26 protein-coding genes, 1 tRNA gene and 2 riboswitches are annotated in these 25,263 nt (G+C 43.3%); of the genes, 19 read left to right on the forward strand and 8 right to left on the reverse strand.

What is annotated here, in order from left to right; genetic code table 11:
• Positions 1–126: 126 nt before the first annotated feature.
• The 4 genes from ATG71_RS12510 (at position 127) to ATG71_RS12525 (ending at position 4,965) form a co-directional block, all read left to right on the forward strand.
• Positions 127–2,004 carry an LTA synthase family protein gene (locus ATG71_RS12510; protein WP_098439869.1) on the forward strand — a complete coding sequence of 626 codons (1,878 nt, stop codon included), beginning with the start codon at positions 127–129 and terminating at the stop codon, positions 2,002–2,004.
• A gap of 99 nt (positions 2,005–2,103) precedes the next feature.
• On the forward strand, positions 2,104–3,300 hold the full coding sequence (locus ATG71_RS12515) for a M14 family metallopeptidase (protein WP_098439870.1): 1,197 nt from the start codon (positions 2,104–2,106) through the stop codon (positions 3,298–3,300).
• A gap of 244 nt (positions 3,301–3,544) precedes the next feature.
• Positions 3,545–4,651, forward strand: coding sequence for a YqgU-like beta propeller domain-containing protein (locus tag ATG71_RS12520; protein ID WP_098439871.1), 1,107 nt, complete (start codon positions 3,545–3,547; stop codon positions 4,649–4,651).
• Positions 4,651–4,965: an MTH1187 family thiamine-binding protein gene (locus ATG71_RS12525; RefSeq protein WP_098439872.1), complete on the forward strand. Its 315-nt coding sequence runs from the start codon at positions 4,651–4,653 to the stop codon at positions 4,963–4,965. The genes ATG71_RS12520 and ATG71_RS12525 overlap by 1 nt, the downstream gene beginning before the upstream one ends.
• A 50-nt stretch (positions 4,966–5,015) precedes the next feature.
• Here ATG71_RS12525 and ATG71_RS12530 read toward each other — a convergent pair whose 3' ends face one another.
• Complete coding sequence (locus ATG71_RS12530; RefSeq protein WP_034757670.1) at positions 5,016–5,369, reverse strand: winged helix-turn-helix transcriptional regulator; 354 nt, start codon at positions 5,367–5,369, stop codon at positions 5,016–5,018.
• A gap of 213 nt (positions 5,370–5,582) precedes the next feature.
• Entirely contained in the window at positions 5,583–5,756 is a 174-nt protein-coding gene (locus ATG71_RS12535; RefSeq protein ID WP_034757672.1) for a DUF2759 domain-containing protein, read from the reverse strand.
• Positions 5,757–5,951: 195 nt separating this feature from the next.
• Between ATG71_RS12535 and ATG71_RS12540 the strand changes: the two genes are divergently transcribed.
• Positions 5,952–6,587, forward strand: a complete 636-nt coding sequence (locus tag ATG71_RS12540; RefSeq protein WP_098439873.1) for an MBL fold metallo-hydrolase — start codon at positions 5,952–5,954, stop codon at positions 6,585–6,587.
• A 40-nt stretch (positions 6,588–6,627) separates the two neighbouring features.
• On the opposite strand, the gene ATG71_RS12545 is transcribed toward ATG71_RS12540, so the two are convergent.
• Positions 6,628–6,873, reverse strand: a complete 246-nt coding sequence (locus ATG71_RS12545; protein WP_034757675.1) for a DUF2626 domain-containing protein — start codon at positions 6,871–6,873, stop codon at positions 6,628–6,630.
• 277 nt (positions 6,874–7,150) lie between these two features.
• Between ATG71_RS12545 and ATG71_RS12550 the strand changes: the two genes are divergently transcribed.
• Positions 7,151–7,531: a Spx/MgsR family RNA polymerase-binding regulatory protein gene (locus ATG71_RS12550; RefSeq protein WP_098439874.1), complete on the forward strand. Its 381-nt coding sequence runs from the start codon at positions 7,151–7,153 to the stop codon at positions 7,529–7,531.
• 481 nt (positions 7,532–8,012) lie between these two features.
• Here the strand turns inward: ATG71_RS12550 and ATG71_RS12555 are convergent.
• Positions 8,013–8,084: transfer RNA gene (locus ATG71_RS12555), tRNA-Gln, on the reverse strand.
• A gap of 69 nt (positions 8,085–8,153) precedes the next feature.
• Entirely contained in the window at positions 8,154–8,792 is a 639-nt protein-coding gene (locus tag ATG71_RS12560) for a cupin domain-containing protein (RefSeq protein ID WP_098439875.1), read from the reverse strand.
• Between the two features lie 124 nt (positions 8,793–8,916).
• Between ATG71_RS12560 and comGA the strand changes: the two genes are divergently transcribed.
• From comGA to ATG71_RS12600, 8 genes are all read left to right on the forward strand, one after another.
• Positions 8,917–10,035 carry a competence type IV pilus ATPase ComGA gene (gene comGA, locus ATG71_RS12565; protein WP_098439876.1) on the forward strand — a complete coding sequence of 373 codons (1,119 nt, stop codon included), beginning with the start codon at positions 8,917–8,919 and terminating at the stop codon, positions 10,033–10,035.
• Complete coding sequence (gene comGB / locus ATG71_RS12570) at positions 10,019–11,041, forward strand: competence type IV pilus assembly protein ComGB (protein ID WP_179886527.1); 1,023 nt, start codon at positions 10,019–10,021, stop codon at positions 11,039–11,041. Before comGA ends, comGB begins: the two co-directional genes overlap by 17 nt.
• Positions 11,042–11,068: 27 nt before the next feature.
• The gene (gene comGC / locus ATG71_RS12575) at positions 11,069–11,380 is read left to right on the forward strand and encodes a competence type IV pilus major pilin ComGC (RefSeq protein ID WP_098439878.1); all 312 of its coding nucleotides are present in this window, start codon (positions 11,069–11,071) and stop codon (positions 11,378–11,380) included.
• A gap of 7 nt (positions 11,381–11,387) precedes the next feature.
• Positions 11,388–11,822, forward strand: a complete 435-nt coding sequence (gene comGD, locus ATG71_RS12580) for a competence type IV pilus minor pilin ComGD (RefSeq protein WP_286163132.1) — start codon at positions 11,388–11,390, stop codon at positions 11,820–11,822.
• Entirely contained in the window at positions 11,806–12,129 is a 324-nt protein-coding gene (locus ATG71_RS23385; protein WP_179886528.1) for a type II secretion system protein, read from the forward strand. The genes comGD and ATG71_RS23385 overlap by 17 nt, the downstream gene beginning before the upstream one ends.
• The gene (gene comGF, locus ATG71_RS12585) at positions 12,104–12,559 is read left to right on the forward strand and encodes a competence type IV pilus minor pilin ComGF (RefSeq protein ID WP_179886529.1); all 456 of its coding nucleotides are present in this window, start codon (positions 12,104–12,106) and stop codon (positions 12,557–12,559) included. The genes ATG71_RS23385 and comGF overlap by 26 nt, the downstream gene beginning before the upstream one ends.
• A gap of 352 nt (positions 12,560–12,911) precedes the next feature.
• Positions 12,912–13,412, forward strand: coding sequence for a shikimate kinase (locus ATG71_RS12595; RefSeq protein WP_098439882.1), 501 nt, complete (start codon positions 12,912–12,914; stop codon positions 13,410–13,412).
• Between the two features lie 57 nt (positions 13,413–13,469).
• Positions 13,470–13,649 (forward strand): YqzE family protein, encoded by a 180-nt coding sequence (locus ATG71_RS12600; protein WP_034757956.1) that lies wholly within the window; start codon positions 13,470–13,472, stop codon positions 13,647–13,649.
• A 79-nt stretch (positions 13,650–13,728) separates the two neighbouring features.
• On the opposite strand, the gene ATG71_RS12605 is transcribed toward ATG71_RS12600, so the two are convergent.
• Entirely contained in the window at positions 13,729–14,520 is a 792-nt protein-coding gene (locus ATG71_RS12605) for a YqhG family protein (protein ID WP_098439883.1), read from the reverse strand.
• Positions 14,489–16,189, reverse strand: a complete 1,701-nt coding sequence (locus ATG71_RS12610; RefSeq protein ID WP_098439884.1) for a DEAD/DEAH box helicase — start codon at positions 16,187–16,189, stop codon at positions 14,489–14,491. Before ATG71_RS12610 ends, ATG71_RS12605 begins: the two co-directional genes overlap by 32 nt.
• Before the next feature lie 174 nt (positions 16,190–16,363).
• Positions 16,364–16,454: riboswitch (glycine riboswitch) on the forward strand.
• 3 nt (positions 16,455–16,457) lie between these two features.
• Positions 16,458–16,537: riboswitch (glycine riboswitch) on the forward strand.
• Positions 16,538–16,634: 97 nt separating this feature from the next.
• Between ATG71_RS12610 and gcvT the strand changes: the two genes are divergently transcribed.
• The 3 genes from gcvT to gcvPB are packed head-to-tail and all read left to right on the forward strand — an operon-like array spanning position 16,635 to position 20,560.
• Positions 16,635–17,741, forward strand: coding sequence for a glycine cleavage system aminomethyltransferase GcvT (gene gcvT, locus ATG71_RS12615; protein ID WP_098439885.1), 1,107 nt, complete (start codon positions 16,635–16,637; stop codon positions 17,739–17,741).
• Between the two features lie 16 nt (positions 17,742–17,757).
• On the forward strand, positions 17,758–19,104 hold the full coding sequence (gene gcvPA, locus ATG71_RS12620) for an aminomethyl-transferring glycine dehydrogenase subunit GcvPA (RefSeq protein ID WP_098439886.1): 1,347 nt from the start codon (positions 17,758–17,760) through the stop codon (positions 19,102–19,104).
• Positions 19,097–20,560, forward strand: coding sequence for an aminomethyl-transferring glycine dehydrogenase subunit GcvPB (gcvPB, locus tag ATG71_RS12625; RefSeq protein ID WP_098439887.1), 1,464 nt, complete (start codon positions 19,097–19,099; stop codon positions 20,558–20,560). Before gcvPA ends, gcvPB begins: the two co-directional genes overlap by 8 nt.
• 323 nt (positions 20,561–20,883) lie before the next feature.
• On the opposite strand, the gene ATG71_RS12630 is transcribed toward gcvPB, so the two are convergent.
• The gene (locus ATG71_RS12630) at positions 20,884–21,267 is read right to left on the reverse strand and encodes a rhodanese-like domain-containing protein (protein WP_034757979.1); all 384 of its coding nucleotides are present in this window, start codon (positions 21,265–21,267) and stop codon (positions 20,884–20,886) included.
• 209 nt (positions 21,268–21,476) lie between these two features.
• On the opposite strand from ATG71_RS12630, the gene ATG71_RS12635 reads away from it, so the two are divergent.
• The gene (locus ATG71_RS12635; RefSeq protein WP_098439888.1) at positions 21,477–22,313 is read left to right on the forward strand and encodes a lipoate--protein ligase family protein; all 837 of its coding nucleotides are present in this window, start codon (positions 21,477–21,479) and stop codon (positions 22,311–22,313) included.
• Between the two features lie 351 nt (positions 22,314–22,664).
• Positions 22,665–25,235 carry a vitamin B12-dependent ribonucleotide reductase gene (locus ATG71_RS12640; protein ID WP_098439889.1) on the forward strand — a complete coding sequence of 857 codons (2,571 nt, stop codon included), beginning with the start codon at positions 22,665–22,667 and terminating at the stop codon, positions 25,233–25,235.
• Positions 25,236–25,263: the final 28 nt, after the last annotated feature.

Consider the following 25,263-nt stretch of genomic DNA (forward strand, 5'->3'; position numbering starts at 1 on the left):
TCCACGTTTGACGTTATGTAAATAAATAATGAAGATGAGTCAAGATTTCGTTCGGAATGTTATCCCTATTAAAATCATGAAAGTGTTACATACGATAGAACCGTTTGTAGCAAGGAGGTTGAATAAATGAATATAAAGAAAATACCAAAGGTACCACTTATCATACTCGCTGCATTGTTCCTTTGGATCAAAACGTATATTGTCTATAAAACGAGTTTTGACATAAAGATCGAAAATGCACTACAGGAACTGATTCTATTCATTAACCCGCTAAGTTTTTTACTTTTCATCTTCGGAGTGGGGTTACTTCTTAAAAAGGATAAGTCACGCACCCGGTACATCATCACTGCAAGCTTCGTCCTTTCATTTATCCTATACGGAAACGTAGTATTTTATCGATTCTTTGATGACTTTTTGACACTGCCCGTCCTTTTCCAAACGAGTAATTTCTCTGATTTGGGATCTAGTGCCAGTGCAATCATGAGCTGGAAGGACCTTTTCTATTTCACCGATGTGATCGCATTAATTCTCATCATAAAGTTGAAACCAACCTGGTTTTCTTTACAGAACTACTCGAAAGCCAATCGCCGTGCTTATTTCCTCGTTGCAACAGCACTGGTTTTCTTTAACCTGGGATTGGCAGAATCGGAAAGGCCGCAGCTTCTGACCAGGACATTTGACCGTGAAATGCTGGTCAAGAATATCGGAACGTATAATTATCATGTATACGATCTTTTTCTGCAATCCAAGTCTTCCGCCCAGAGAGCCCTTGCGGATGGAAGTGAACTCGCAGATATCGACAACTACGTCAGAGCGGGTTACAGCGAACCTGATAAGGAAATGTTCGGGGTAGCGAAAGACAAGAACTTAATCATTGTCTCCCTTGAATCACTGCAGAATTTTGTCATCAACAGTGAAGTGAATGGCCAGGAGATCACGCCTTTCCTTAATGATTTCATAGGGGAAAGCTACTACTTTGATCAATTCTACCATCAAACTCAGCAAGGAAAGACGTCTGATTCCGAGTTCATCATGGACAACTCCCTTTATCCGTTGAACCGTGGAGCGGTTTTCTTCACCCATTCCGGGAATGAGTTTGATTCCATGACGGAAAAACTTGGGGAGAACGGATATTATACATCGGCCATGCACGCAAACAATAAAAGCTTCTGGAATCGTGACATCATGTATGATTCCCTGGGATATGACCGGTATTATTCGTTACCGGATTATGATGTGACAGAAGACAACTCCGTGAACTGGGGGATGAAGGATATCCCGTTCTTCGAGCAGTCCGTGGAGCATATGAAACAAATGCCTCAACCGTTCAGTACGAAGATGATTACATTAACGAACCATTACCCTTTCACGCTTGATGAAGAAGATAAGTTAATTGATCCTTACTCTTCCCATGACGGTACGGTGAATCGTTATTTCCAGACCGTACGTTACATGGATGAAGCGGTGAAGAACTTCATTGCGGACTTAAAGGAGTCCGGTTTGTATGACAATTCCGTCATCGTGATGTATGGGGACCATTATGGGATTTCAGAGAATCATAACAAAGCGATGAGTCAATATCTTGGTAAAGACATCACACCATTTGTAAGCACTCAGCTTCAACAGGTGCCGCTGATCATCCATGTTCCCGGTGAGGAAGGAAAGACCATTTCCAAGGTGTCCGGACAAATCGACTTAAAGCCGACCATCATGCATCTTCTCGGGATCGAGACTAAAAAGGACATTCAATTTGGTTCGGATCTCTTCTCAGATGACCATGAAGACCTGGCCATACTCCGTGACGGCCGGTTCATCACGAAAGACTATGTGTATGCAGGCGAAAAATGCTGGAATAAGGAAACAGAAGAAAAAACCGATATGAAGTTCTGTGAACCATTTAAAGAGCGTGTCAATAATGAGCTGGGATACTCCGATAAGATCATTTATGGAGATCTGCTCCGCTTTTATGGGGAAACCGAATATCGTGATGAAGATGAATCATAAAGTACAAGCCTGCGAAAGGTTTCGCAGGCTTTTTTTTGTCATGAATCGATGAACCATTCATACATGTAAGTAAGGACATATGAATGGGGAGGTTCCATCATGAAAGTGAAAGTGCGCAGTGGCGATACCCTCTGGTACTACAGCCAGCTGTTTTATATCCCGGTCCAGTTAATCATCGATTCAAATCCTTCCGTTGATCCGAATAGATTGAAAATCGGTACAGAGATACAACTTCCAGGATTCAGGAAAGAAAGTCATTCTATTAATCAGGGTGACTCTCTCTGGTCCCTGGCTCAAAACCGTAACATCGATGTCGACGCGTTACTTCTATTGAACGAAGGTATCAATCCAAATGGATTACAAATAGGGTCGGATATCTGGATTCCATCAAGGGTGGTTTCACCCATCGTCAAAGGTAAACAGGCTTACGACTCACAACGATTTGAAGGAGATGTACAACGATTAAAAGATATCTATCCCTTTATAAAGTTAAGATCTGCAGGTGAAAGCGTGGGTGGAAGGGATCTCATCGAAATAAGGATAGGAACCGGAAAGAAGAAAGTTCAAATGAATGCTTCCTTCCATGCGAATGAGTGGATCACCACATCTGTCCTTATGACGTTTATCAATGATTATTTACTTTCCTTAACCAACAGTCAGCTTATGAGGGGGGTACAAACCCTGCCCATATATGGAGATGTGACGTTGTCACTCGTTCCCATGGTGAATCCGGATGGAGTGGACCTTGTTCTGAACGGTCCCCCTGGCGATAAAAGAAATGAAATGATCGCTCTTAATCGGGGGAGTACCGACTTTACAGGCTGGAAAGCCAATATTAGAGGAGTGGACCTGAACAATCAGTTTCCTGCCAAATGGGAAGTCGAGCAGGAAAGGAAAGAGGAGAAAGAACCGGCTCCAAGAGATTTCCCAGGATATAAGCCCCTCTCAGAGCCTGAAGCCATCGCAATGGCTAAGCTTGCCCGGCAAGGAAAGTTCGATCGACTTCTTGCCCTGCACACCCAGGGAAAAGAGTTTTACTGGGGGTATGAAGGACTTGAGCCTCCAGAAGCTGCCAAACTTGCAAAGGATTTCACCAGAGTAAGCGGATATAAATCGGTCCGTTACATTGATAGTTATGCAGGATACAAGGATTGGTTTGTGAAAGAATTTCAGAAATCAGGATTCACCCTTGAATTAGGAAAAGGGATTAATCCCTTGCCCCTGTCACAATTCGATGAAATCTACCAGGACGTATCCGGTATTTTACTGGTTTCTATCTATCGGTGGTATGAGTGAAGAAAATACTCGAAAAATCTTTATATTAGTTCCATAAATATCTATTGTGGAAAATGAAAATCAGGAGTAAAATTAATCATCATCCAAATGAATAGTAACCTCTCGTGGTGACCCTAAAGATGTATGTATGAACATCTGGTCATCACTTTTTTTGAATTTTTGTAATGTTTTTTTAATCTTATTGAAACATTTTTGCGTCTGAAACGTACTAATTAATATGGAATACTGGAGAAGGGGGAAGAGGATGAAAAAGAAAAAAGGTAACGTGTTGATATGTTTCATAATGTGCATTCTGTGGTTAACGGCATGTCAGCCGGAAGAAACACAATCTTCCCCTTCAGAGAAAGAAAAGGCTCAAAAGAAAGAGTTGATGGTGAATATCCTTCCTGCAGAGGGATTTATAGAAAATGTCGGCTGGATGTCCCGTTCAGAAATCCTTTCTGTACGGGAAGAGGATGGTATGACGTCTTTCTATATCTACAATGTGTACGACGGAAGCAATCAAAAGATTTATGATGTACAACCCTCCTATGTGAGCGCAAGTATCTCACCGGATAAGAAAAAAATACTCATTCATTCCTCTCCGGCATCCTATACAGCCCAGCTGACGATCATCAATAGATCAGGAGAAGTACAATTTCAAAATGACGTTCCTTCCTACGACTTGACTCATTCCTGGAATCCATTCAATGATGATACTCTGTTAGTGACCACTTTTAATGAAGATTGGAGCTTTCGGGTCTTTGAAGTAAATATCGGGGACGGGGCCATGGACCCCATTGATGTAGAGCAGCCGTTTGTTCAGTGGCAATCAGCATCCTCCGTCCTTTATCAGGATTGGAGTAAGGATGAAGTGAGCGTATCAGCTCCCCTGGTAGCTCAAAATATTCTCGATGGTCAAAAGGAAATGATCGTGGAGGATAGTGTCCACTTCAATCAATTCAACGATTCTCTGTTATCTGTCTTTTCACGGGAAGAAAAAGGACCGTTTACGTATCAGTTCATTCATTCTAACGGAGAGGTTCAATCGGAATTTACAGTAGACCTCTTAAGCCGTTACTCTGATTGGTTGATCCCTTATTATGATATGATAGTAGAGACGGGGCGAATGATTACGTTCGTTGCCAATGAACCAGGTTCCTTTGATACCTACTCGGGGACGTTTTCTTTAAAAGGATGGGACACGAATTCCGGTGAGGAAAAGGTTCTGTTTGATGATCTTCCTTTAGAACCCATAAAGTGTTCTCCTGATGGAGAGGCGTGTTTATATGGTAATCAACTTGAAAAAGTAATCAATTTGAAGAACTCAAGTATCGTTGAACTATTAAAAGAAGAAGGAGCAGATATATAATGGCGATAGTCGATGTAACAGTTATTCCAATCGGAACGGAATCACCCAGCGTGAGTTCGTATGTTGCGGATCTGCATAGGATCCTTAAGGGGTATGAAGAGGAAGGGAAGATCCGTTTTCAACTTACTCCCATGAATACGATTATAGAAGGGGAACTTCCCGTTCTGTTCCAAGTGATTCAAGACATTCATGAATCCCCATTCCAACAAGGGATCCAGCGTGTGGCAACCAATATCAGAATTGATGACCGCAGGGATAAGCAAACAACCATGGAAGGAAAGCTTACTTCCGTCCAGCGTAAATTGGACAATTAACGAATACAAAAAGAGTGGGCGTCTATGCCCACTCTTTTTATAGGTACCGATCAAACTTCTTCACTTTCCAAAAGGACTTCACTTTTATCGGGATAGGTTTTTTCGATATGCTGTTCACCCCACGCACATAACATATCCAGAGGCTCCTTTAACGACCATCCGTATTCTGTCAGTTCGTATTCCACCTTTGGAGGGACCTGATTATAAATGATCCGGTTAATGACTCCATCTGCTTCAAGTTCCCTCAATTGCTGGGTCAACATTTTCTGTGTTATTCCAGGCATCAAACGTTTTAGTTCACTGGTTCTCCGCTTGCTTTTAATCAAATGACAGAGGATGACGACCTTCCACTTGCCACCAATCACTTCCAAGGAAGCTTCAACGGGTATGTTGTATTTTTTCATATCTTGACCTCCCCATCTATGGTTGAATACTATATAGAATCAGCTTTAAGGCTAGGGAATATCCCATTTCCTTGTAGTTCCATTTTTACTATCATTATAACGTACATACCTAAAAGGTCCATAGGGTACTTTTGGGTGCCTATAGTGGAAGTCGGGACATTAAAAAGCCTTCCATAATGAAGTGGAAGGCTTTTTAATGTGAAACATTTTTAATTAATGGCCACCTGGATATCCAGAGTGAAGGACAGTCATAATTGTAAACCATCCAAAGACACCTAATGTTGCCAGTGAGAAAAGGATTCCCATTGCATTCTTGTTTTTGAATGTGCTTACTACTGCGAATAAAGCTAATAATGTAACCAGTGAAGTGATAATTACAAGACCCATTTATATGACCCCTTTCATTAAAATGCGTTTTTCTGACTCTATTGTAACATTATGTACATAAATGCACCCATTAACATTTTATAGGTTTTTCCCCTGTTTGTCGAGGTCAAAAAGTTTGACACTTCTATGTCGACCCAATTTTATGATAATGGAAGTTCTGATACAATAATAGTATCACAAATGGAGGTGGAAACCTTGCAATGGAAACAAATGCCCTTAGGCCCTTTGCAAACCAACTGTTACATCCTATGGAACACTAACAATGATTGTCTGGTCATCGACCCTGGTGGAGAAGGGGAGGAACTGATTCAATGGCTGGAAAATAAATCATTGTCCCCTTTAGCCATCCTTCTCACTCATGCTCATTTTGATCATATCGGAGCAGTCGATCAATTGAGGGACCACTTCAGCATCCCTGTATATGTACATGAGAAAGAGGCTCAGTGGTTATTGGATCCTTCATTGAATGGATCACAGCTATTCATGATGGGAGAACTCATCAGACTGAAGCCAGCAGATTACATACTGACAAATGAAAAGAACTTGAAAATTGGTGATTTTCAACTGCAATTATTCGAAACACCTGGTCATTCACCCGGTAGTATTTCTTATTATGTACAAGAATGTGGAATCGTATTAGCAGGAGATACTTTATTCATGGGCAGTATCGGAAGACCTGATTTGCCGGGCGGTAATCAGAAAGAACTATTAGCAAGTATTCACGACAAGCTATTGACCCTGCCTGAGGATACCACGGTGTTGCCGGGTCACGGTCCTGAAACGTCGATTGAAGCGGAAATGGATTCAAATCCCTTTTTAAACGGTTTCTAAACAAAAAAATCCCTTCAGCTTAAAGCTGAAGGGATTTTTTTTAGTGTCCTCCTGCACCAGGAGTCATCATAAAGGTCGTCCAATAAGTAAAACCTGCAAAGAACACTGTTAAGTAGGCACCGAAAACATAAATATACATGCGTTCGGACAGTTTTAAATAGCTAAGCATAATGAAGAATCCGGTTTGGCCTAAAAAGATTAATGATGTCGTGGTCATATCACCAAGATAGAACATAACGGCAAAAATACCAGTCCAAAACCCAAGAACTCTAAACATACGATCCATATGTAACCCTCCTTTGCACCCTAAGTCCATCACTCAATATTATAAATGAATACTACCATAAAAGTAAATATGTGTTTGAAGTTAGTTTGTGACGAATGCTTGTTAACTAAACATGAAACTTTCATAAACCCTATTCTTTTCTTCGTATTGTATCCTGAACCATTTTATGTAAAAAAATAATCACAAATCCCCAAGTGATATTACTGTACATAAGTTATACAAGTAATATACAATATGTTTAACTAATAAGAAGTTCAATTTGAAGGAGGTCAATAAAGTGAACAAGCTGACATTTTTTACTTATCCAAGCTGTACCTCTTGCCGCAAAGCCAAAAAGTGGTTAACCGCACATTCCGTCGATTTTGATGAGAGACACCTATTCAGAGAGACTCCTACACATAAAGAGCTAATGGATTTATTATCCTTAACGACAGATGGTCTTGATGAGATACTTGCCACGAGAAGCCAAACGTTCAAAGACTTGGGAAAAGACGTGAACGATCTTCCATTATCGGAAGTGATCAAACTAATCATCGATGAACCGAAACTTCTTCGCAGGCCCCTTTTGACAGACGGAAAAAAGCTGGTCGTCGGCTACAATCCAGAAGGACTCCAGAGTTTGGCGAACAAAAACAGATCATTGAAGAAAAGCAGCTAGATGGTTGAATTGAGAAAGGCAGGCACTTGAAATTCAAGTGCCTGCCTTTTTCAATGGTTTATTAAGTTGTTGGAGACTGAACGAGCCGCCTCCGCTTTTCGAGATGTCCAGCTCCAGGGGCTTGGGGCTCGAGGTCATAAGCCAAGTCACCCAAAAAGGCAAAGAACGCCTTTTCGGGTGACTCGTCTTATGCTTGTCGCCCCAGTGCGAGCCCCTTCCGCTTTTCGTATGTCCAGCTCCGCCGGGTAGTCCCTCGAGGTCATAAGCTAAATCGACCAAAAAGGCAAAGAGCGCCTTTCCAGTCGATTCATCTTATGCTTGTCGGGCCTGACCAACCCGGCTCCGCTTTTCTGCCATGTCCAGCTCCGCCGGGTAGTCCCTCGAGGTCATAAGCTAAATCGACCAAAAAGGCAAAGAGCGCCTTTCCGGTCGATTCATCTTATGCTTGTCGGGCCTGACCAACCCGGCTCCGCTTTTCTTACTGGGCTAGCTGGATTCGAACCAACGCATGTCGCAGTCAAAGTGCGATGCCTTACCGCTTGGCTATAGCCCATTGAATCGTCTTTACAAAATATAGTATGGATGTATTTTGACGATCTATTCATGTATGGTTGAAAAGTTTTTAAAATGTTTTCGGAATGCATTGTCTGTTGTAATAAGGGTTTGGGTGATATTGATAATAGTAGGGAGGACAACTGAAATGTGTTTGTCGTACTGGTGAATGCCTCTCTCGTTCTAAGCAACTCGGGCCGATATACGTGCCTGGCTTCACTTTCTCTGTCGTATTGATCCATGCGTTTTCATTCATGCAATAATTTTTGGCCATGACGCTTGAAGGAGTGAGTTTTAAAATATCGGAGCCAAGGACAACTTCAGGAACGGGAGAGTTAAATATAGCCAGTAGGTGGGTATTGTCCTTCCTGGCTTCTTCATAATGCCACCACCCTTGAGGTACATTCGCCACTTGTCCCGGCGAAATCCGATAATTTAGTATTTCTTTCGTAAATGGATTAAGTATGGAGACGATGGCTGCACCGGAAATACAATACACCAGTTCCGCAGCATTTTGGTGGTAGTGAGGTTCTACAAAGTTATGTTTACTTAAATAAATATCAAGGAGAGAAGTATTATCCAACGTATTTAGCTGATTTACTCCTAAAATATTGATCATGTTTTGATTATCTTTTTTGAATAAGGGACTTTCATTCACATCATAAGAGAATTGAGCTTCAGGAGAAGAATAATCCATATATTTCGTCATGGGGGGTCACCACTTTCCGATGGCTGAATTTCTTATTTAATATATGGGTGGGCGGTGGAAGTGTGAATCGGAAGAGAGGCTTATAGTAAAAAAACTTTCAAAAAAAGAAGGATTTTGCCAATTAATGTCGTATATATACTTTAAGAAAACTGAAAGGTGGTGCCAATCCATATTTCACTCAGTCGAATCATTATCGGAAGTGATGATCGGAGAAGCGTACAGCAATGATGCAACAGATGTACATTTGATTCCCAGAACGAAAGATTACTTGATTCAATTCAGAAAGCTCGGGGTCCTGGTTCCATTCCAGACCATAGACCCGGATCAGGCAGACCGCTTGATTGCTCATCTGAAGTTCATGGCCTCCATGGATATCGGAGAAAAGCGTAAGCCCCAAAGCGGCTCCTTCAGCCTTACCGTAAGAAACACACCCCTATCTCTCAGAATTTCCACCCTGCCAACCACCCACTTGAAAGAAAGTCTCGTCATTCGGATACTTCCACAAAAATACCAGATTCCCATCGAAAAAATGTCACTATACCCGTCTTCAGCTAAAAAACTTCTTGCACTTCTAATGCATTCTCATGGACTCATCCTGTTTACAGGACCGACCGGAAGTGGTAAAACGACGACTTTATATTCCCTCGTGCACCATTGTTCCGTCGCCCTGAACCGGAATGTGATCACCCTTGAGGATCCCGTGGAGAAGCAGCATGATGAAATGGTGCAGATCCAGGTGAATGAAAAAGCAGGGATTACGTACTCCACGGGATTAAAAGCCATTTTGCGGCATGATCCAGACATCATCATGGTGGGGGAAATCCGGGACCGGGAGACGGCGGAGATTGCGATACGGGCATCCCTTACAGGTCATTTGGTGATTTCCACCTTGCATACAAGGGATGCAAAAGGCGCGATATATCGCTTGATGGAACTGGGGATCGATTGGCATGATATCGAACAGACGCTGCTCGCAGTATCTGCTCAGAGGTTGCTGAAGCTTCTCTGTCCAATCTGCAAAGCAGAATGTGGCGGTCAATGCCTTAGAGGGAAAAACCGTAACAGGGCATCTGTCTATGAAATCATTACGGGAAGCTCTTTGAAGGAAGTATTGAAGGAGGCCAGGGGTGAGAGGGCGGAACATCAGTATCGCACATTGCAGGCTTTAATTTGTAAGGGGGTGGCACTCGGATTTGTTTCAGAACATGAATATAGGAAATGGGTTCATGAAGAAAAGCGATGATCAAGGTAAATTTCTGAAAAGGCTTGGAGACCTCCTTCAAAAAGGCTATTCCTTTACAGAAGCCATCGACTTTCTCCTGCTTCCCAAAGAGAAGAAAACCATCAAATTAAAAAAGAGATTGATCGGCTCCCTCCAAAAAGGAGAGCCCATTTCCTCCGTGATGAATAAACAACTCAACATCCCCGCTCATGTCAGCGCACAGATTTTTTTCGCCGAACATCATGGCCAAATGGGACATACCCTGTCTGAGGCAGGAAGCTATCTCATTAAAAGAAGAAAAAATCAGGAGCAATTGCAAAAAGTCTTTCAATACCCGCTCATGTTAATTTTTTTATCCATCATTATGATGGTCTTACTTCGAAAGGTATTATTTCCAAGATTTCAGTCCCTTTATTCCTCGATGGGCTATGAACCTTCCGCCAAGCTTACGTATCTTTTACACTTCATTGAGAACTTCCCCATGATTTTCTGTGCGGGGTTACTGTTTCTCCTGCTTCTTACAATCGTCTTTTTCCTTTTTAAAAAGAGAATTTCCCCTGTGAAGCTCTCAGTTGTCTTGTGTAGAATACCTTTGATCTCCACTTACATGAAGCTCGGTCATTCCCACTTTTTTTCAAGGGAATTAAGCTTCCTGCTCTCAAGCGGTGTCTCCATAACGGAATCACTCCTCATCATCGAAAGACAATCATTCCGTCCGACCTTACAATACATTTCCAGCCGCTGCATCAAACAGCTCAAAGCCGGGAGTCCGTTTCATGAGTGTTTTTCCACTATGCCTTTTTTCCAAGAGGAGCTGTCATTCGTTGTTCAGCATGGGCAGACGAACGGGCGATTATCAGAGGAACTTCGTATTTACAGTGATATCTGCTTTCAGGAATTAGAAGAGAAAACACATACCTGGCTCAAGTATATCCAGCCTGCAATCTTTACTTTTGTCGGTCTATTCATCATGGCGATCTATTTCTCCATCATGATGCCACTCTTTCAGATGATGCAGGGAATCTAAAAAGAAATCCATACCGAGGAGGAAACTATGCTCAAAAATGAAAAAGGATTCACATTAATCGAAATGATGATCGTTTTGCTGGTCATTTCCGTTTTACTTTTTGTTACGATCCCGAATGTCACCAATCAGAGTAACTCCATCAATTCCAAGGGCTGTGAAGCGTTCGTTCATATGGTGGAAGGGCAGATTGAAGCGTATAAAATGGATGGGAATACAGATCCAGTGACCATTGCTACCCTGGTTGCCGATGGTTATCTGAACGATGACTATAAAGCCTGTCCCGACGGAAGGGCCATCTCCATCGATGCTGAGGGAAAGGTGGTGACAGCTGCTGATTGATGAAGGGATAAAAGCTGAAGCGGGTTATACCCTCGTTGAAATGCTCGTCGTCTTATTGATCTTTACCATTTTATTATCATGGGTTGGTTTCTCCATCGTTCCATTGAAAGACCATACTGAAAAGGAACTGTTCATTTCTCAGCTCGAATCAGACCTCTACCAGATCCAGAGTTACAGTATCAATCATCAAACACCTCTCTTCCTCACTTTTTATCCATTTACAAATAAATATGTTGCTAAAACGGACGCAAGAAAGACGATTGTTTCGAGAGAACTACCTGCTGGCATAGTGATTAATTCGACAAACAGCCTGGAAGAAATCACTTTTTATCCTGATGGGAATACAAACCGATTTGGCAGGGTGAATTTTAAAATGGGAGATGTCACCATGTTTCTGATGTTCCAAATTGGCCAAGGGAGATTTTATGTACAGGAATACTAAAGGTTTCTCATTACCGGAAACACTCGTAGCGTTTACTTGTATCCTCATGATTTGCGGCTTGTTCATCCCCTTCCTCATTCATTATGCAGCCGGCCTTCAAAAGCTCCAACGTGAAGTGGAAGCATTGAAATTCCTTCGGGAAGGGGTGGAGGAGGCAATCGTTACACATGAGTTTGTCAACCATTCAAGAACCTATAAGGGGGTCAGGTATGAGCTGGTTTGGGCAAGCGGAGGGAGTGGTGAAGCATGTGTGCGCTATGATGAAGAGTCAGGGGCCTTTCATGAAGTGTGTATCGGGGCGGGATGAAAAGGGGTTCACATTGATTGAGGCTCTCTTAAGCTTTAGTTTGTTTTGTATGATTTCCCTCAGTATGCCCCTGATGATGAAAGGTTTTTCAATGATCAAGCAAGATTTGGTCCCGCCCCGTTATTATGAATGGAATTTATTTCATGAGAGTGTAAGAAATGAATTAAAGAATGCAAAGGATATAAAAGTAATGACCAATCAAATCTCTTTCATCATTGATGGGGAAACGATACTGTATGAAAAATATAATCAATCCATTAGAAGGAGGGTGAATAATAGGGGTCATGAAATCGTCCTTCAGACAGTGGATCAGGTTGCATTTGATGTCATCAATCAGGGGGTGCACGTGGATTTGGAATTTGAAGGAGGGGAGAAGGTGGAAGGGAACTTCTTCTCCTTTTCAGCAACTGATGAGGCATCCTCTCCTTAACGATAACGGGTTCATTCTCCCGTATACGCTGCTTCTTTTGATGATTGTCCTGGTTTTAGCACTTGCATCAAAAGATTTGTTTATCAGTAAGTATCAGTATCTCTCTAATATGAAGAGTATTCAGGAAAGAAATGTAAGTGTCTCCCGCGCGATCTTATTGGAAATCGAGAATGGTCCCCATCCTTCGGGGAATATAAGTACAGAGTATGGTGAGGTCATGACCACCAGTGAGGTGCTAAACTCCCAAGAAGTTCAATTGGAAGTAACATTCTCACGTGATAATAAGGTTTTTCTTCCTGTGACGGTTGTGTATAATAGGGAAACAAAACAAATCATACGTTGGGAGTAGAATATGAAACCTATTTTCTTTATTGGCTTTATGGGGGTAGGAAAGACGACAATCGGAAAACGTCTTGGGGACGTATTGAATCTTCCGGTCATCGATATGGATCAATACATTGAAAGGATAGAAAATAATGCAATCAAAGATCTCTTTCTTCAGCATGGTGAATCGTATTTCAGGGACCTGGAAACGAAAGTGCTCTTTGAATTACAAAGTGAAGAAGCCATTATCACTACTGGTGGGGGAGTGGTGGAAAGAAAGGCGAATCGGGATTTTCTAAAGCAAAATGATTCTGTGTTCCATTTAACATGCACTTTTGATGCACTATGGAAAAGGCTTGAAGGGGATGAGAATCGTCCTCTGGTCCAAAATAATTCAAAGGACAAACTATTGGGGCTTTTCGAGCGTCGTTTTCCCTTATATGAAGATGGGAGCTCTGTAACCATTCATACAGATGATCAATCAGTCGAGGAAGTGGTTCAATCGATATTGCCCTACATCGAAAGGTAGGCTGTATAACTTCCGTTCAGAATGGGAATACTGATAAAAGCGGAAGGTGGTGCTTTTATGTCAGTGAATGATTATGTTAAGTTCATAACACAAACATTTGTCCAGCATTATGAAAAATCACCCCATGAACGTAAGACATTAAAAAAGCAGAGGAAGAATGAGCGGGAACCATTCCTCTTCAGGTGGTTCGGCATCATTCCATATGCTTTCATGATCATGTTCAAGAAAAATAAATAGTAGATAAGGATTACCTTTATGGTAGTCCTTTTTTTAATAGTAGAAGGAGGAGGAACAAAGCTTGCCTCCCCCTGAATCCTCACTTTGACTGCTGCAGATAAAAAATCCCGCCATTTATGACTTCGATGGTGATTTTCGGTTCATACTGCTCCTTTAACGCCTGCTGTTCAAGAAAATAAGATTCAGGCTTTTCTTCCTGATCTCCATAGAAATGATTCAGAAGTTGAAGGTCCTCCTCCCAGGTTTTTCTTGCTTGTTCCGCCCATTCGACGGGCTCCCTTTTGATACCTTCATAAAGATACGCCTGAATCCGGTTCACTCCGCTTTTCGGTTTGATGATCGGTGTTAAAGTGAATGAGAAGTCAGGAATCTTCGGCGTCAGATTTTTGGATAATAATGACGAATGAAAGTCCTCTTCTATGACACCATTGATCAGGTTTAATCCGATACTCTTAATGCTGTCTTTCTTTCGATTGGATTGATAGGATATCTTAATATTCAGCCCCAGCCAAGGATGGAGCGGGGTCTGCTGTCCACTTGGTGTGTAGCGGTTTTCATACAGTCTGATATCCCCTGCTAAATTCCGAGTCGAATGAAAGATCTGATGCAGCCGCGGTGAACCAAAGTGAATCGGTTCTCCTTTCATATCTTCCGGGGCCTGATCGGGATTCGTGACGAGAGATAATGTCATTGGGTTTGGTGTGCCCCCTGTCTTTTCGAGATAATGCCAGTAGAAAGGACGGTTCATCAGCTCTTTATCCAGGTCGATGGTCAGCTGTACCGTCATATAACCATTGCCGTTCGCAACCATATCACAGCCGTTTGCGACGAAGTACCTCTCAAGAAATCGATGAATTTCGTGCTGCTGCATTTGATTTCTCCTCCTTTAATTGTTCAGCGAATTGAATCATACTCGTCAAATTTTCCATTTTGATCTTCATTTCGCCTTCTGTACGGGAGGAGGAGAGGATGTCTGTCACATGCTCTTCAAAATCCCTGAAATCAAGGCGCGTCAGGATTTCGTCCAATTGACCGATCACCCGCTCAAAAAGATTGATCTTTTCATACAGAAGCTTCAGGATATGTTCTTCAACGGTATTCTTTGTTGCAAAGTTATAGATATGAACATCTTCTGTCTGCCCAAGGCGGTGCACACGGCCTATTCGTTGCTCAAGCCTCATGGGATTCCAGGGAAGGTCGAAATTGATCACGTGATGGCAGAATTGAAGGTTGATTCCTTCCCCGCCGGCTTCGGTGGCGATCAGCACCTGGGCATGCTTCTGGAATAATTCACGCATCCAGTCTTTTTTACCACGTTTGAATCCACCCCTGAATGGGACTGAGCTGATTCCATGCTGTTTCAGAAACCATTGAAGATAGAGCTGAGTCGCCCGGTACTCGGTGAAAATGATCACTTTATCATTGATGGACTGTACGATTTCCAACGCTTTCTGAGCCTTGGAGTTCATCGTGACATTTTCTACTTTTTTCATCAGTGTCCCAATCATCTGTTCAAAGGCTGGTGTAGGTGATTCCTTCTTTTCAAGCATATTCTTCAGGGTGTAAAAAACTGCTTCACGTGAGCTGCATGCTTCCCTTTGTAAAGTCAAAAGGGAGAAGGAACTTGAATTGGCCCAGTCATCATATCTCCCCCTGAGCAGATCGATACTGTTATACAGATCCCTTTCGGCTTCATTGAAATCGATCAACACCGTCTTCACATGGCGTTTTGTCCATTCGATCCCTGTATCACCACGTCTGTTACGGATCATTACTTTGTTAATGAGGCTCTTTAAATGTTCATCCTCCTGAAGCGAACGATCTCCTTTTTTATATCTGTCTGTAAATCCTGATTCATTTCCAAGGTGCCCCGGCTTTAAAAGGGAAACGAGATGAAAGATTTCCTCTACACGATTTTGGATGGGCGTGGCAGTCAAAAGCAGGCAGAATTTCTTCTTTAGATTCTGCACAAATTCATAGTTTTTTGTTTTATGATTTTTCAGTTTGTGAGCTTCGTCAATGATCACCAAGTCATAATCCTGGTCATACACCTTTTCACGGTGAGGACTTCTTTTTGCGGTATCCATGGAAGAAACCACGATGTCACATTGATCCCACACATAGCTCTTTCGCTGGGGCACGGCGGGAATGAAGAACTTGCTGTTCAATTCATACGCCCACTGGGAAACAAGGGAAGCGGGAACAAGTATCAAGACTTTTTTTACTAATCCCCTAATCATGTACTCTTTTAATATCAAGCCTGCCTCGATCGTCTTCCCCAGTCCGACTTCATCTGCAAGGATGGCTTTTCCATTCATCGTTTCCACAACCTGTTTCGCTGCTTCCAGCTGATGAGGGAGAGGAGTCACGTTTGCCAAATGTTTTGGAGCCTGCAGGCCTTCAAAGTTCGGAATTGCAAGATGGTGCTCGAATTCGATGGCGAGCTTATAAAGTTCCCAGTTACCCCAGGGCCCATCGTTTTCGATTAAATTCTCGAGACCTTCTCCCCACTCTTCATCAAATATAACTTCAACATTCATCTGAAAAACATCTCCTTAATTCTTATAAAAATGATTGCTCAAAACTCGTATTTAATGGTAGGATGAAAATAGATTTTCAATTGTTAGAAAAACTCGAAAATCCGAACATTCACATTTACAACATTTCTTCTGTATATTTCTAGTATGACCAATTGTTTCAAGGAATATTGGCGAATGATGACAAGGGGAGAGACTGTGCGTACAGCGCCGAAGGAGCAAGCACTATAAGTGTGAATCTCTCAGGCAAAAAGACTCTTGTTGGACGCAACTCTGGAGAGTGTTTCCGACACAGGAAACCACCAAAGGGGAAAGCCGTTCTTCGGTAAACTTTCAGGTGCAAGGACAGAGAAAACTTCTTTATGAAAAGGGGTTTTTCTGTCCTTTTTTCATGGGATAAAACGTGGTTAAGGATTATGCATGTAAGGAAGATAAAGGGGGAAAAGTCATGTCAGAGTTAAAACAAACACCTTTATACGAAGTGTACAAAGAGTATGGAGGAAAGACCATCGACTTCGGTGGCTGGGCTTTACCAGTGCAATTCTCAAGTATTAAGGAAGAACATGAAGCGGTACGATCCCGGGCAGGACTATTCGACGTTTCTCATATGGGAGAAATTGAAGTGAAGGGTGAAGGGGCTCTTGACTACTTGCAAAAAATGATGACAAATGATGTCTCCAAGGTGAAAGACGGAGGAGCTCAGTATACGGCTATGTGCTACGAAAACGGTGGGACGGTCGATGATTTACTTGTTTATAAGATAAAAGACAATGATTATTTGCTTGTTGTCAATGCAGCAAATATAGATAAAGATTTCAAATGGCTGAAAGAACATCAGACAGAAGATGTTGAGTTGAACAATATCTCTGAACATATGGCTCAATTGGCACTTCAAGGTCCGATTGCCGAAGAAGTTTTACAAACAATCACAAATGAACATGCATTGAGTGACATCGGATTTTTTAAATTTCAGACCGAAGTGAATATTGATGGAAAGCACGCACTCGTTTCCCGCACAGGTTACACAGGGGAAGACGGTTTCGAGATTTACTGTGATGCAGGTGATGCGGCTGCGATCTGGAAGGCGATCCTGTCTGCCGGCAAGGAGAGGGGCGTCCTTCCATGCGGGCTTGGTGCGCGTGATACATTGCGTTTTGAAGCGAATCTTGCCCTTTACGGACAGGAACTATCCCAATCGATCACACCGATCGAGGCGGGAATCGGCTTCGCTGTCAAAGTGAATAAAGAGATTCCATTCATTGGTCAGGAAGTACTGAAACGACAAAAAGAAGAAGGTGCCCCTCGAAAAATCGTGGGTATCGAAATGATCGACCGCGGTATTCCCCGTCATGGCTACAAAGTATTTTCAGGTGAAGAAGAAATAGGGGAAGTCACAACAGGTACGCAATCACCTACATTAAAGAAAAATATAGGATTGGCATTGCTTAATAAAGAATTCACTCCACTGGATACAGAAGTACTGGTTGAAATCCGAGGGAAAAAGCTTAAAGCGAAAGTGGCATCAACACCTTTTTATAAAAGACCAAAGAAATAGGGGAGGAATGACGGTCATGAAGCATCGTTATTTACCGATGACAGAGCAGGATCAAAGGGAAATGTTAGAACAAATAGGAGTAGACAGCGTTAATGATCTATTTGAAGATATTCCTGAACAGGTTCGTTTCAAAGGGGATTACAAGATCAAAGAAGCGAAGTCGGAAACGGAATTGGTTAAGGAACTGACTAAAATGGCAGCGAAGAATGCTGACCTGAAAAGTCATACATCGTTTCTCGGGGCAGGGGTCTATGATCATTACATGCCGATCATCGTCGATCACGTTTTATCGCGATCAGAGTTTTATACAGCGTATACGCCGTACCAGCCTGAAATCTCCCAGGGGGAGCTTCAAGCCATTTTTGAATTCCAGACGATGATTTGTGAGCTGACAGGTATGGATGTAGCCAACTCCTCTATGTATGATGGGGGAACGGCTCTTGCTGAAGCCGCAATGCTGAGTGCTGGCCAGACCCGCCGGAAGAAGGTCCTTGTATCAAGCACAGTCCATCCCGAATCACGTGATGTTTTGCGCTCATATGCAAAAGGTCAGTATATCGAAGTGGTGGAAATTCCCCATACGGATGGTGTAACCGATGTAGAAGAACTTAAGAAATTAATGAGTGATGAGATTGCAGCGGTCATCGTTCAGTATCCTAACTTCTTCGGGCGAGTGGAAGAGCTGAAAGCGATCGAAGAAGTGGCACATGGGGAAAAAGCGATGTTCGTCGTATCCTCAAATCCCCTTGCACTCGGGGCACTTACACCTCCGGGGAAATTAGGGGCGGACATTGTCATTGGGGATGCACAGCCATTCGGTATCCCGAGCGCCTTCGGTGGACCTCACTGCGGATACTTCGCCGTGAATAAGAAGCTTATGAGGAAGGTACCTGGACGCCTGGTCGGTCAAACCGTCGATGAAGACGGCATCCGCGGTTTCGTTTTGACTCTCCAGGCCCGTGAACAACATATCCGTCGCGACAAAGCGACATCGAATATCTGTTCCAATCAGGCATTGAATGCACTCGCTGCATCCGTCGCGATGACGGCACTCGGAAAACAGGGCGTCAAAGAAATGGCCATTCAAAATATCCAAAAAGCTCATTACGCCAAGGAAGCCTTGAAAGCGAAAGGATTCTCCATCGCATTTGAAGGACCATCATTCAATGAATTTGTCATAAAGGTAAATAGACCGGTCAAAGAAATCAATCAAAAGCTACTCGAAAAAGACATGATTGGTGGATATGACCTTGGGCTTATAGATGACAGCTTGACACAGCATATGCTTGTTGCTGTCACAGAACTTCGCAGCAAAGACGAAATCGACGCATTCGCAGCAGAATTGGGGGATTGTCATGAATAAGCAAGATCAACCTCTTATTTTTGAACTATCAAAAGAAGGCCGAATTGGTTACAGCTTACCTGAAATGGATGTACCTCAGGTGGATTTATCCGACCTCATTCCATCAGATTACATCCGCGCAGAAGCACCGGAACTCCCGGAGGTCTCGGAACTTGATATCATGCGCCATTATACGGCCTTATCCAAACGTAATCACGGGGTGGACTCCGGTTTCTATCCACTTGGGTCCTGTACGATGAAATACAATCCGAAAGTGAACGAAAACGTTGCACGTTTGAACGGATTCGCCCATATCAACCCGCTGCAGGAATCAGAAAGTGTTCAAGGTGCACTTGAACTGATGTATGACCTGCAGGAGCATTTGAAAGAAATCACCGGTATGGATGAAGTCACCCTTCAACCTGCTGCAGGGGCCCATGGCGAATGGACCGGGCTTATGATGATCCGTGCTTATCATGAAGCAAATGGTGATACACACCGTACGAAGGTCATCGTACCCGATTCCGCTCATGGAACAAACCCAGCCAGTGCAACGGTTGCCGGCTTTGAAACGGTAACAGTGAAGTCGAACGATAATGGGCTCGTCGATTTAGACGATCTTAAGCGCGTAGTCGGGGATGACACGGCTGCCCTGATGTTGACAAACCCTAACACCCTTGGATTATTCGAAGAGAACATCATGGAAATGGCTTCCATCATTCATGAAGCTGGTGGAAAACTGTATTATGATGGTGCCAATCTAAATGCCGTACTTTCAAAAGCGAGACCGGGGGATATGGGATTTGACGTTGTCCATTTAAATCTCCATAAGACATTCACTGGTCCTCACGGAGGCGGCGGTCCGGGAAGCGGTCCTGTCGGTGTGAAGGAAGACTTGATTAAATACCTTCCTAAGCCGGTACTTGTGAAAAATGGCGATACATTCGAATTCGATTACAACAGACCTGAATCCATCGGACGGGTAAAACCTTACTACGGAAACTTTGGAATCAATGTCCGTGCCTATACGTATATCAGGACGATGGGGCCGGACGGACTGAGAGCCGTCACGGAAAACGCGGTCCTGAATGCCAATTACATGATGCGTCGACTGGCACCTCACTTTGATCTGCCTTACGACCGTCATTGTAAGCATGAGTTTGTCATCAGTGGGAAACGTCAGAAGAAACTCGGCGTCCGTACATTGGATATTGCGAAGCGACTACTGGACTTCGGATATCATCCACCGACCATCTACTTCCCATTAAACGTGGAAGAGTGCATGATGATCGAACCGACGGAAACGGAATCAAAAGAAACCCTTGATTCCTTCATTGATGCCATGATCCAAATTGCCAAAGAAGCAGAAGAAACACCGGAAATCGTCCAGGAAGCCCCTCACACAACCATCGTGAAGCGCATGGATGAAACACTCGCAGCAAGAAAACCGGTCCTTCGTTATACAAAAGAGAGCTAAACATTACCATCTACATCGAAAGCCCTGCAGGTAAATCTCTGCAGGGCTTTTATGTGAGGGACGGACCTTCGATATATAGTGTTTGTAATGGATAATCCGGCCGATTTGAGTGGAAATCCAGCCGGAATGAACAGGAAACCAGCCGTTTTGGTCAATAATGCTGCCGGTTAATCTGAAAATCCAGCCCTTTTCAGGAGAAAACCAGCCTGATACCATTTAATTCCATCATCAGCACTAGAACAGTATCACCTATGAAATGGTTCATGCACGAACAACCCATCCCACTCAATCAAAAAAGATCGCCCCTGGGCGATCTCTTTCCATTACTTTTTATGTTTCACTTTCCCTGTCCACTTTTTGAATCCACCCTGTAACTGGTGAAGATTGCGGTATCCTTTTTTGTGCAGCATTTGAGCTGCTCTTCCGCTGCGGAGTCCGCTTTGGCAATAAAGGTATACAGGTTGATCTGAGCGGATTTCCTTTTGTCTCATTTTGATCTGTGACAAAGGAATATTCCGTGCACCGAGGACGTGACCGTTTTCAAATTCATTCGCTTCACGAACATCTATCAATTGAGCTTTGCGATATCCTGCTCGAAATTCTTCCTCATTCAGTGTATTCACGATTCTCTTTTGATAGAAGAACGTAAAGAGTGAATAGATGATGATTCCACCAAGTACGACTAAAAGAATATATAATCCTTCCATCATTCATGCTCCTTTCTACAATTGCGCTACCTTCTATTATATTCATGAAGTGCGTAAGAATCAAAACAAATTTATTATTTTAAAGCAAAGACTTTCCAATCTGTTTTTCTTTGTTTTTTCGATTGGATTTGATAGACTAGTAACGGACTTGAATGAAGATGAATTTTACATAACACCATTAAATAGAAGACATAAATGAGGTATGCTGCATGAAAAAGGAAACGTGGAGATTCATTGACTCCGGGAATTGTTCTCCCTCTTATAATATGGCTCTTGATGAGGCATTGCTTGATTGGCACAGTGAGGGGAAGATCCCTCCTACGATCCGGTTTTACGGATGGGATCCAGCGACGCTTTCCATCGGTTATTTTCAAAAAGTGGAAAAGGAAATCAATCTTGACGCCGTCAAAGGACATGGACTTGGTTTTGTGAGACGGCCGACGGGAGGCAGGGGGGTTCTTCATGAACATGAATTGACGTACAGCGTCATCGTGTCAGAAGAACATCCGGAAATGCCGAGGACCGTCACAGAAGCGTACCGTGTCATTTCGGAAGGGATCCTGAAGGGATTTCAAGGTCTTGGCCTTGAAGCCTACTTTGCTGTACCAAGAACGGCGGAAGAGCGGGAAGGATTAAAAAACCCGCGTTCAGCTGTTTGCTTTGATGCTCCGAGCTGGTATGAACTTGTCGTTGAAGGACGAAAAGTGGCAGGAAGTGCACAGACCAGGCAAAAAGGTGTCATCCTTCAGCACGGCTCGATTCTATTGGATCTTGACGAGGATAAACTGTTCAGCCTGTTTAACTACCCATCCGACAGGGTAAAAGAGCGTATGCAGCGGGCCTTTAAAAGCAAGGCGGTTGCGATGAATGAAATCAGTTCCGTAATGGTCACCATGGAGATGGCGAAGGAAGCATTCAAAAAAGGTTTTGAGGAAGGATTGAACATCAACCTCGAGCCCTATGAGCTTTCTGAAGAGGAAACACAATATGTTGTGGATCTTGCCGAGTCCCGATACGAATCTGATGAGTGGAATTATAAACGTTAAAAAAATTTTTTGTAGAAAAAAAGCGATGCTTGTCGCTTTTTTCCTATTTTACCAACCATAACGGTGCTTTATGTTATATCAAGTTCTAAATTAATAGAAATGGACGGAGTATTATATGATTTCCTATTCTTTTCTCCCGTTTCCTATTTTTATTGGCATATTAACCGTTTGACAAACAAATGACCTATTGACCTGAAACACAATATATGGTGTGTCGAATAATTTTTCGTACACAATATGTTGTGTTTATTTATTGCTTTTCCAGAATGGCTATGATATCTTAATACTTGAAATAAAACACCAGCGAAGAAAACAGAAAATGAAACATTTGAGATAGAAGGAGTTGTCTTTATGACTGTTGCGTCGAAAAATACGATGAAATTAAACACCGAGAGATTAAATAAGGATATTGGATTGTTTCCTCAAGTACATCCCATCACACCGGACATGAAAACTACACATAAAGGTGTATCCCGTCTTGTCATGATCGATCGTTATTCGTTCAAGGATACCGAGAAGATCACTCTTTCCGAAGGAGACTTCGTGGTCCTGACCATCAAGGAAGATCCTAAGTTTCCTGCAAGGGGATTGGGCTACATTTCAAGCATTGATTGGGAAACGAAAAAAGCATCTGTGTGGATCGAAGAAGAGTACAGAAGTGCCATCGATAAACCGGAGGAGATGGAGACGGGGATTGTCTCGAGGACACTCGATGTCATTGAGAAACCACTTGAAGTCTACTATGAACAAATTGCGAAGCGTAACGCAACAGGCTTGGCAGAGGTGGAAGAAACTGCTGAAAAGAGGCAGCTATGGTTTGAAAAATTCTATCATGAACTAGTGAACCTGCATTTTGTTCCTGCGGGACGGGTCCTATACGGTGCGGGTGCAGGCACGGATGTAACATACTTTAACTGTTACGTGATGCCATTCGTGCAGGATTCCCGCGAAGGCATTTCAGAACACCGCAAGCAGGTGATGGAGATCATGAGCCGCGGCGGCGGAGTCGGAACAAACGGTTCGACCCTTCGTCCACGTAATACTCTGGCGAAAGGCGTCAATGGGAAATCATCAGGTTCCGTTTCCTGGTTGGATGACATCGCGAAACTGACTCACTTGGTTGAGCAGGGCGGATCAAGACGTGGGGCACAAATGATCATGCTTTCAGATTGGCATCCCGATATTATTGAATTCATTATTTCTAAAATGCAAAACCCGCGTATCTTGCGTTATCTTCTTGAAAACACAGAAGATGAAACCATTAAAAAGGCTGCCCAGGAAAAGCTGAAATTCACCCCTCTTACAGAGCAAGAGGAAGCGATGTATCAAGGGATCCTGAACTACAGACAGATCCCCGGCTATGGTGGATTCGATGCGAAGATCCTTAAGAATGCAGAAGAAAAACTGCGCACAGGGGGCACATACAGCGTCCATAATTCAGAATTCCTGACAGGGGCGAACATCTCCGTCTGCCTGACAAGCGACTTCATGGAAGCCGTGGAGAACGATCGTGAATATGAACTGCGCTTCCCTGACGTGGAAAGCTACAACGAAGAGCAAATGAAGTACTATAATGAAGAGTGGCACAATGTAGGCGATGTGCGTGAGTGGGAAAAGCTTGGATACAAAGTTCGCACATACCGCAAGATCAAGGCGAAAGAACTATGGAACCTGATCAATGTGTGTGCAACCTACTCAGCTGAACCGGGAATCTTCTTTATCGATAACGCGAATGATATGACGAATGCGAAAGCATATGGGCAGAAGGTAGTCGCTACGAACCCTTGTGGAGAGCAGCCCCTTGCACCGTATTCAGTATGTAACCTGGCAGCTGTCAACCTAGCACAATTCGCCGATAAAGAAACGAAAACCGTTGATTTTGAAAAATTGAAGAGGACGGTGGAAGTGGGCGTCCGTATGCAGGACAATGTCATCGACGCGACTCCATACTTCCTTGATGAAAATAAAAAGCAGGCACTTGGTGAGCGACGCGTAGGCCTTGGCGTAATGGGTCTTGCAGACTTATTGATCTACTGTGAAAAAGAATACGGTTCAGAAGAAGGTAACAGGCTTGTGGATGAAGTCTTTGAAGTCATCGCCACAACCGCTTATCGTGCTTCTGTAGAATTATCGAAGGAAAAAGGAAGCTTTCCATTCCTGACAGGAAGCACCGATGAAGAAACGAAGGCCCTGCGAAAGGCATTCGTGGAAACAGGCTTTATGAAGAAAATGCCTGAAGACGTACGTCATGACATTGAAGAGTACGGGATCAGGAATTCCCATCTGCTGACGGTGGCCCCAACAGGTTCAACAGGTACGATGGTGGGGGTATCGACGGGTCTTGAGCCGTACTTCTCCTTCACTTATTACAGAAGTGGACGTCTCGGTAAATTCATTGAAGTAAAGGCGGATATTGTAGAGGATTACTTGAAGAGAAATCCCGATGCGGATGCAGACAATCTTCCGGAATGGTTCGTTTCTTCCATGAGCCTTGCTCCACAAGCACATGCCGACGTTCAATGTGTTATCCAGAATTGGATCGACAGCTCTATTTCGAAAACCGTGAATGCCCCTCGTGGTTATACGGTGGATCAAGTAGAAAAAGTATATGAGCGACTGTATAAAGGTGGAGCAAAGGGCGGTACCGTTTATGTGGACGGTAGCCGTGATTCTCAGGTGCTTACCCTTAAAGCGGAAGAAAACAGCTTTGATGATGAGAATGAACAGGAACAACATGAGATTCCGACCGCTAAAAAGCCGATCGTTTTACTGGATACGATCCAGGACGTGCGTTCTACGGACGTGACCATCGGTTCTGAGGTGGGGAATACGTGCCCGGTCTGCCGTAAAGGTACGGTAAAAGATATGGGTGGCTGCAATACTTGTACAAACTGCGGCGCTCAGCTGAAGTGTGGACTATAATCAATAAAAAGCGCAGGAGGGGACTGGT

Origin of the sequence: Bacillus sp. es.034 (assembly GCF_002563655.1) — a bacterium.
Taxonomy (GTDB): domain Bacteria; phylum Bacillota; class Bacilli; order Bacillales; family Bacillaceae_B; genus Rossellomorea.

Excerpts from the sequence above, each read along its gene's own strand:
- ATG71_RS12535 (WP_034757672.1), bottom strand. The coding sequence starts at position 5,756 with ATGGGTCTTGTAATTATCACTTCACTGGTTACATTATTAGCTTTATTC.
- comGC (WP_098439878.1), top strand. The coding sequence starts at position 11,069 with ATGCTCAAAAATGAAAAAGGATTCACATTAATCGAAATGATGATCGTT.
- comGF (WP_179886529.1), top strand. The coding sequence starts at position 12,104 with ATGAAGTGTGTATCGGGGCGGGATGAAAAGGGGTTCACATTGATTGAG.
- ATG71_RS12525 (WP_098439872.1), top strand. The coding sequence starts at position 4,651 with ATGGCGATAGTCGATGTAACAGTTATTCCAATCGGAACGGAATCACCC.
- ATG71_RS12635 (WP_098439888.1), top strand. The coding sequence starts at position 21,477 with ATGAAAAAGGAAACGTGGAGATTCATTGACTCCGGGAATTGTTCTCCC.
- ATG71_RS12605 (WP_098439883.1), bottom strand. The coding sequence starts at position 14,520 with ATGCAGCAGCACGAAATTCATCGATTTCTTGAGAGGTACTTCGTCGCA.
- ATG71_RS12640 (WP_098439889.1), top strand. The coding sequence starts at position 22,665 with ATGACTGTTGCGTCGAAAAATACGATGAAATTAAACACCGAGAGATTA.
- ATG71_RS12600 (WP_034757956.1), top strand. The coding sequence starts at position 13,470 with ATGTCAGTGAATGATTATGTTAAGTTCATAACACAAACATTTGTCCAG.
- comGA (WP_098439876.1), top strand. The coding sequence starts at position 8,917 with ATGTCGTATATATACTTTAAGAAAACTGAAAGGTGGTGCCAATCCATA.
- gcvT (WP_098439885.1), top strand. The coding sequence starts at position 16,635 with ATGTCAGAGTTAAAACAAACACCTTTATACGAAGTGTACAAAGAGTAT.
- ATG71_RS12520 (WP_098439871.1), top strand. The coding sequence starts at position 3,545 with ATGAAAAAGAAAAAAGGTAACGTGTTGATATGTTTCATAATGTGCATT.
- ATG71_RS12560 (WP_098439875.1), bottom strand. The coding sequence starts at position 8,792 with ATGACGAAATATATGGATTATTCTTCTCCTGAAGCTCAATTCTCTTAT.
- ATG71_RS12610 (WP_098439884.1), bottom strand. The coding sequence starts at position 16,189 with ATGAATGTTGAAGTTATATTTGATGAAGAGTGGGGAGAAGGTCTCGAG.
- comGB (WP_179886527.1), top strand. The coding sequence starts at position 10,019 with ATGAAGAAAAGCGATGATCAAGGTAAATTTCTGAAAAGGCTTGGAGAC.
- ATG71_RS23385 (WP_179886528.1), top strand. The coding sequence starts at position 11,806 with ATGTACAGGAATACTAAAGGTTTCTCATTACCGGAAACACTCGTAGCG.
- ATG71_RS12515 (WP_098439870.1), top strand. The coding sequence starts at position 2,104 with ATGAAAGTGAAAGTGCGCAGTGGCGATACCCTCTGGTACTACAGCCAG.
- ATG71_RS12545 (WP_034757675.1), bottom strand. The coding sequence starts at position 6,873 with ATGGATCGTATGTTTAGAGTTCTTGGGTTTTGGACTGGTATTTTTGCC.
- gcvPB (WP_098439887.1), top strand. The coding sequence starts at position 19,097 with ATGAATAAGCAAGATCAACCTCTTATTTTTGAACTATCAAAAGAAGGC.
- ATG71_RS12630 (WP_034757979.1), bottom strand. The coding sequence starts at position 21,267 with ATGGAAGGATTATATATTCTTTTAGTCGTACTTGGTGGAATCATCATC.
- ATG71_RS12510 (WP_098439869.1), top strand. The coding sequence starts at position 127 with ATGAATATAAAGAAAATACCAAAGGTACCACTTATCATACTCGCTGCA.
- ATG71_RS12530 (WP_034757670.1), bottom strand. The coding sequence starts at position 5,369 with ATGAAAAAATACAACATACCCGTTGAAGCTTCCTTGGAAGTGATTGGT.
- ATG71_RS12595 (WP_098439882.1), top strand. The coding sequence starts at position 12,912 with ATGAAACCTATTTTCTTTATTGGCTTTATGGGGGTAGGAAAGACGACA.
- gcvPA (WP_098439886.1), top strand. The coding sequence starts at position 17,758 with ATGAAGCATCGTTATTTACCGATGACAGAGCAGGATCAAAGGGAAATG.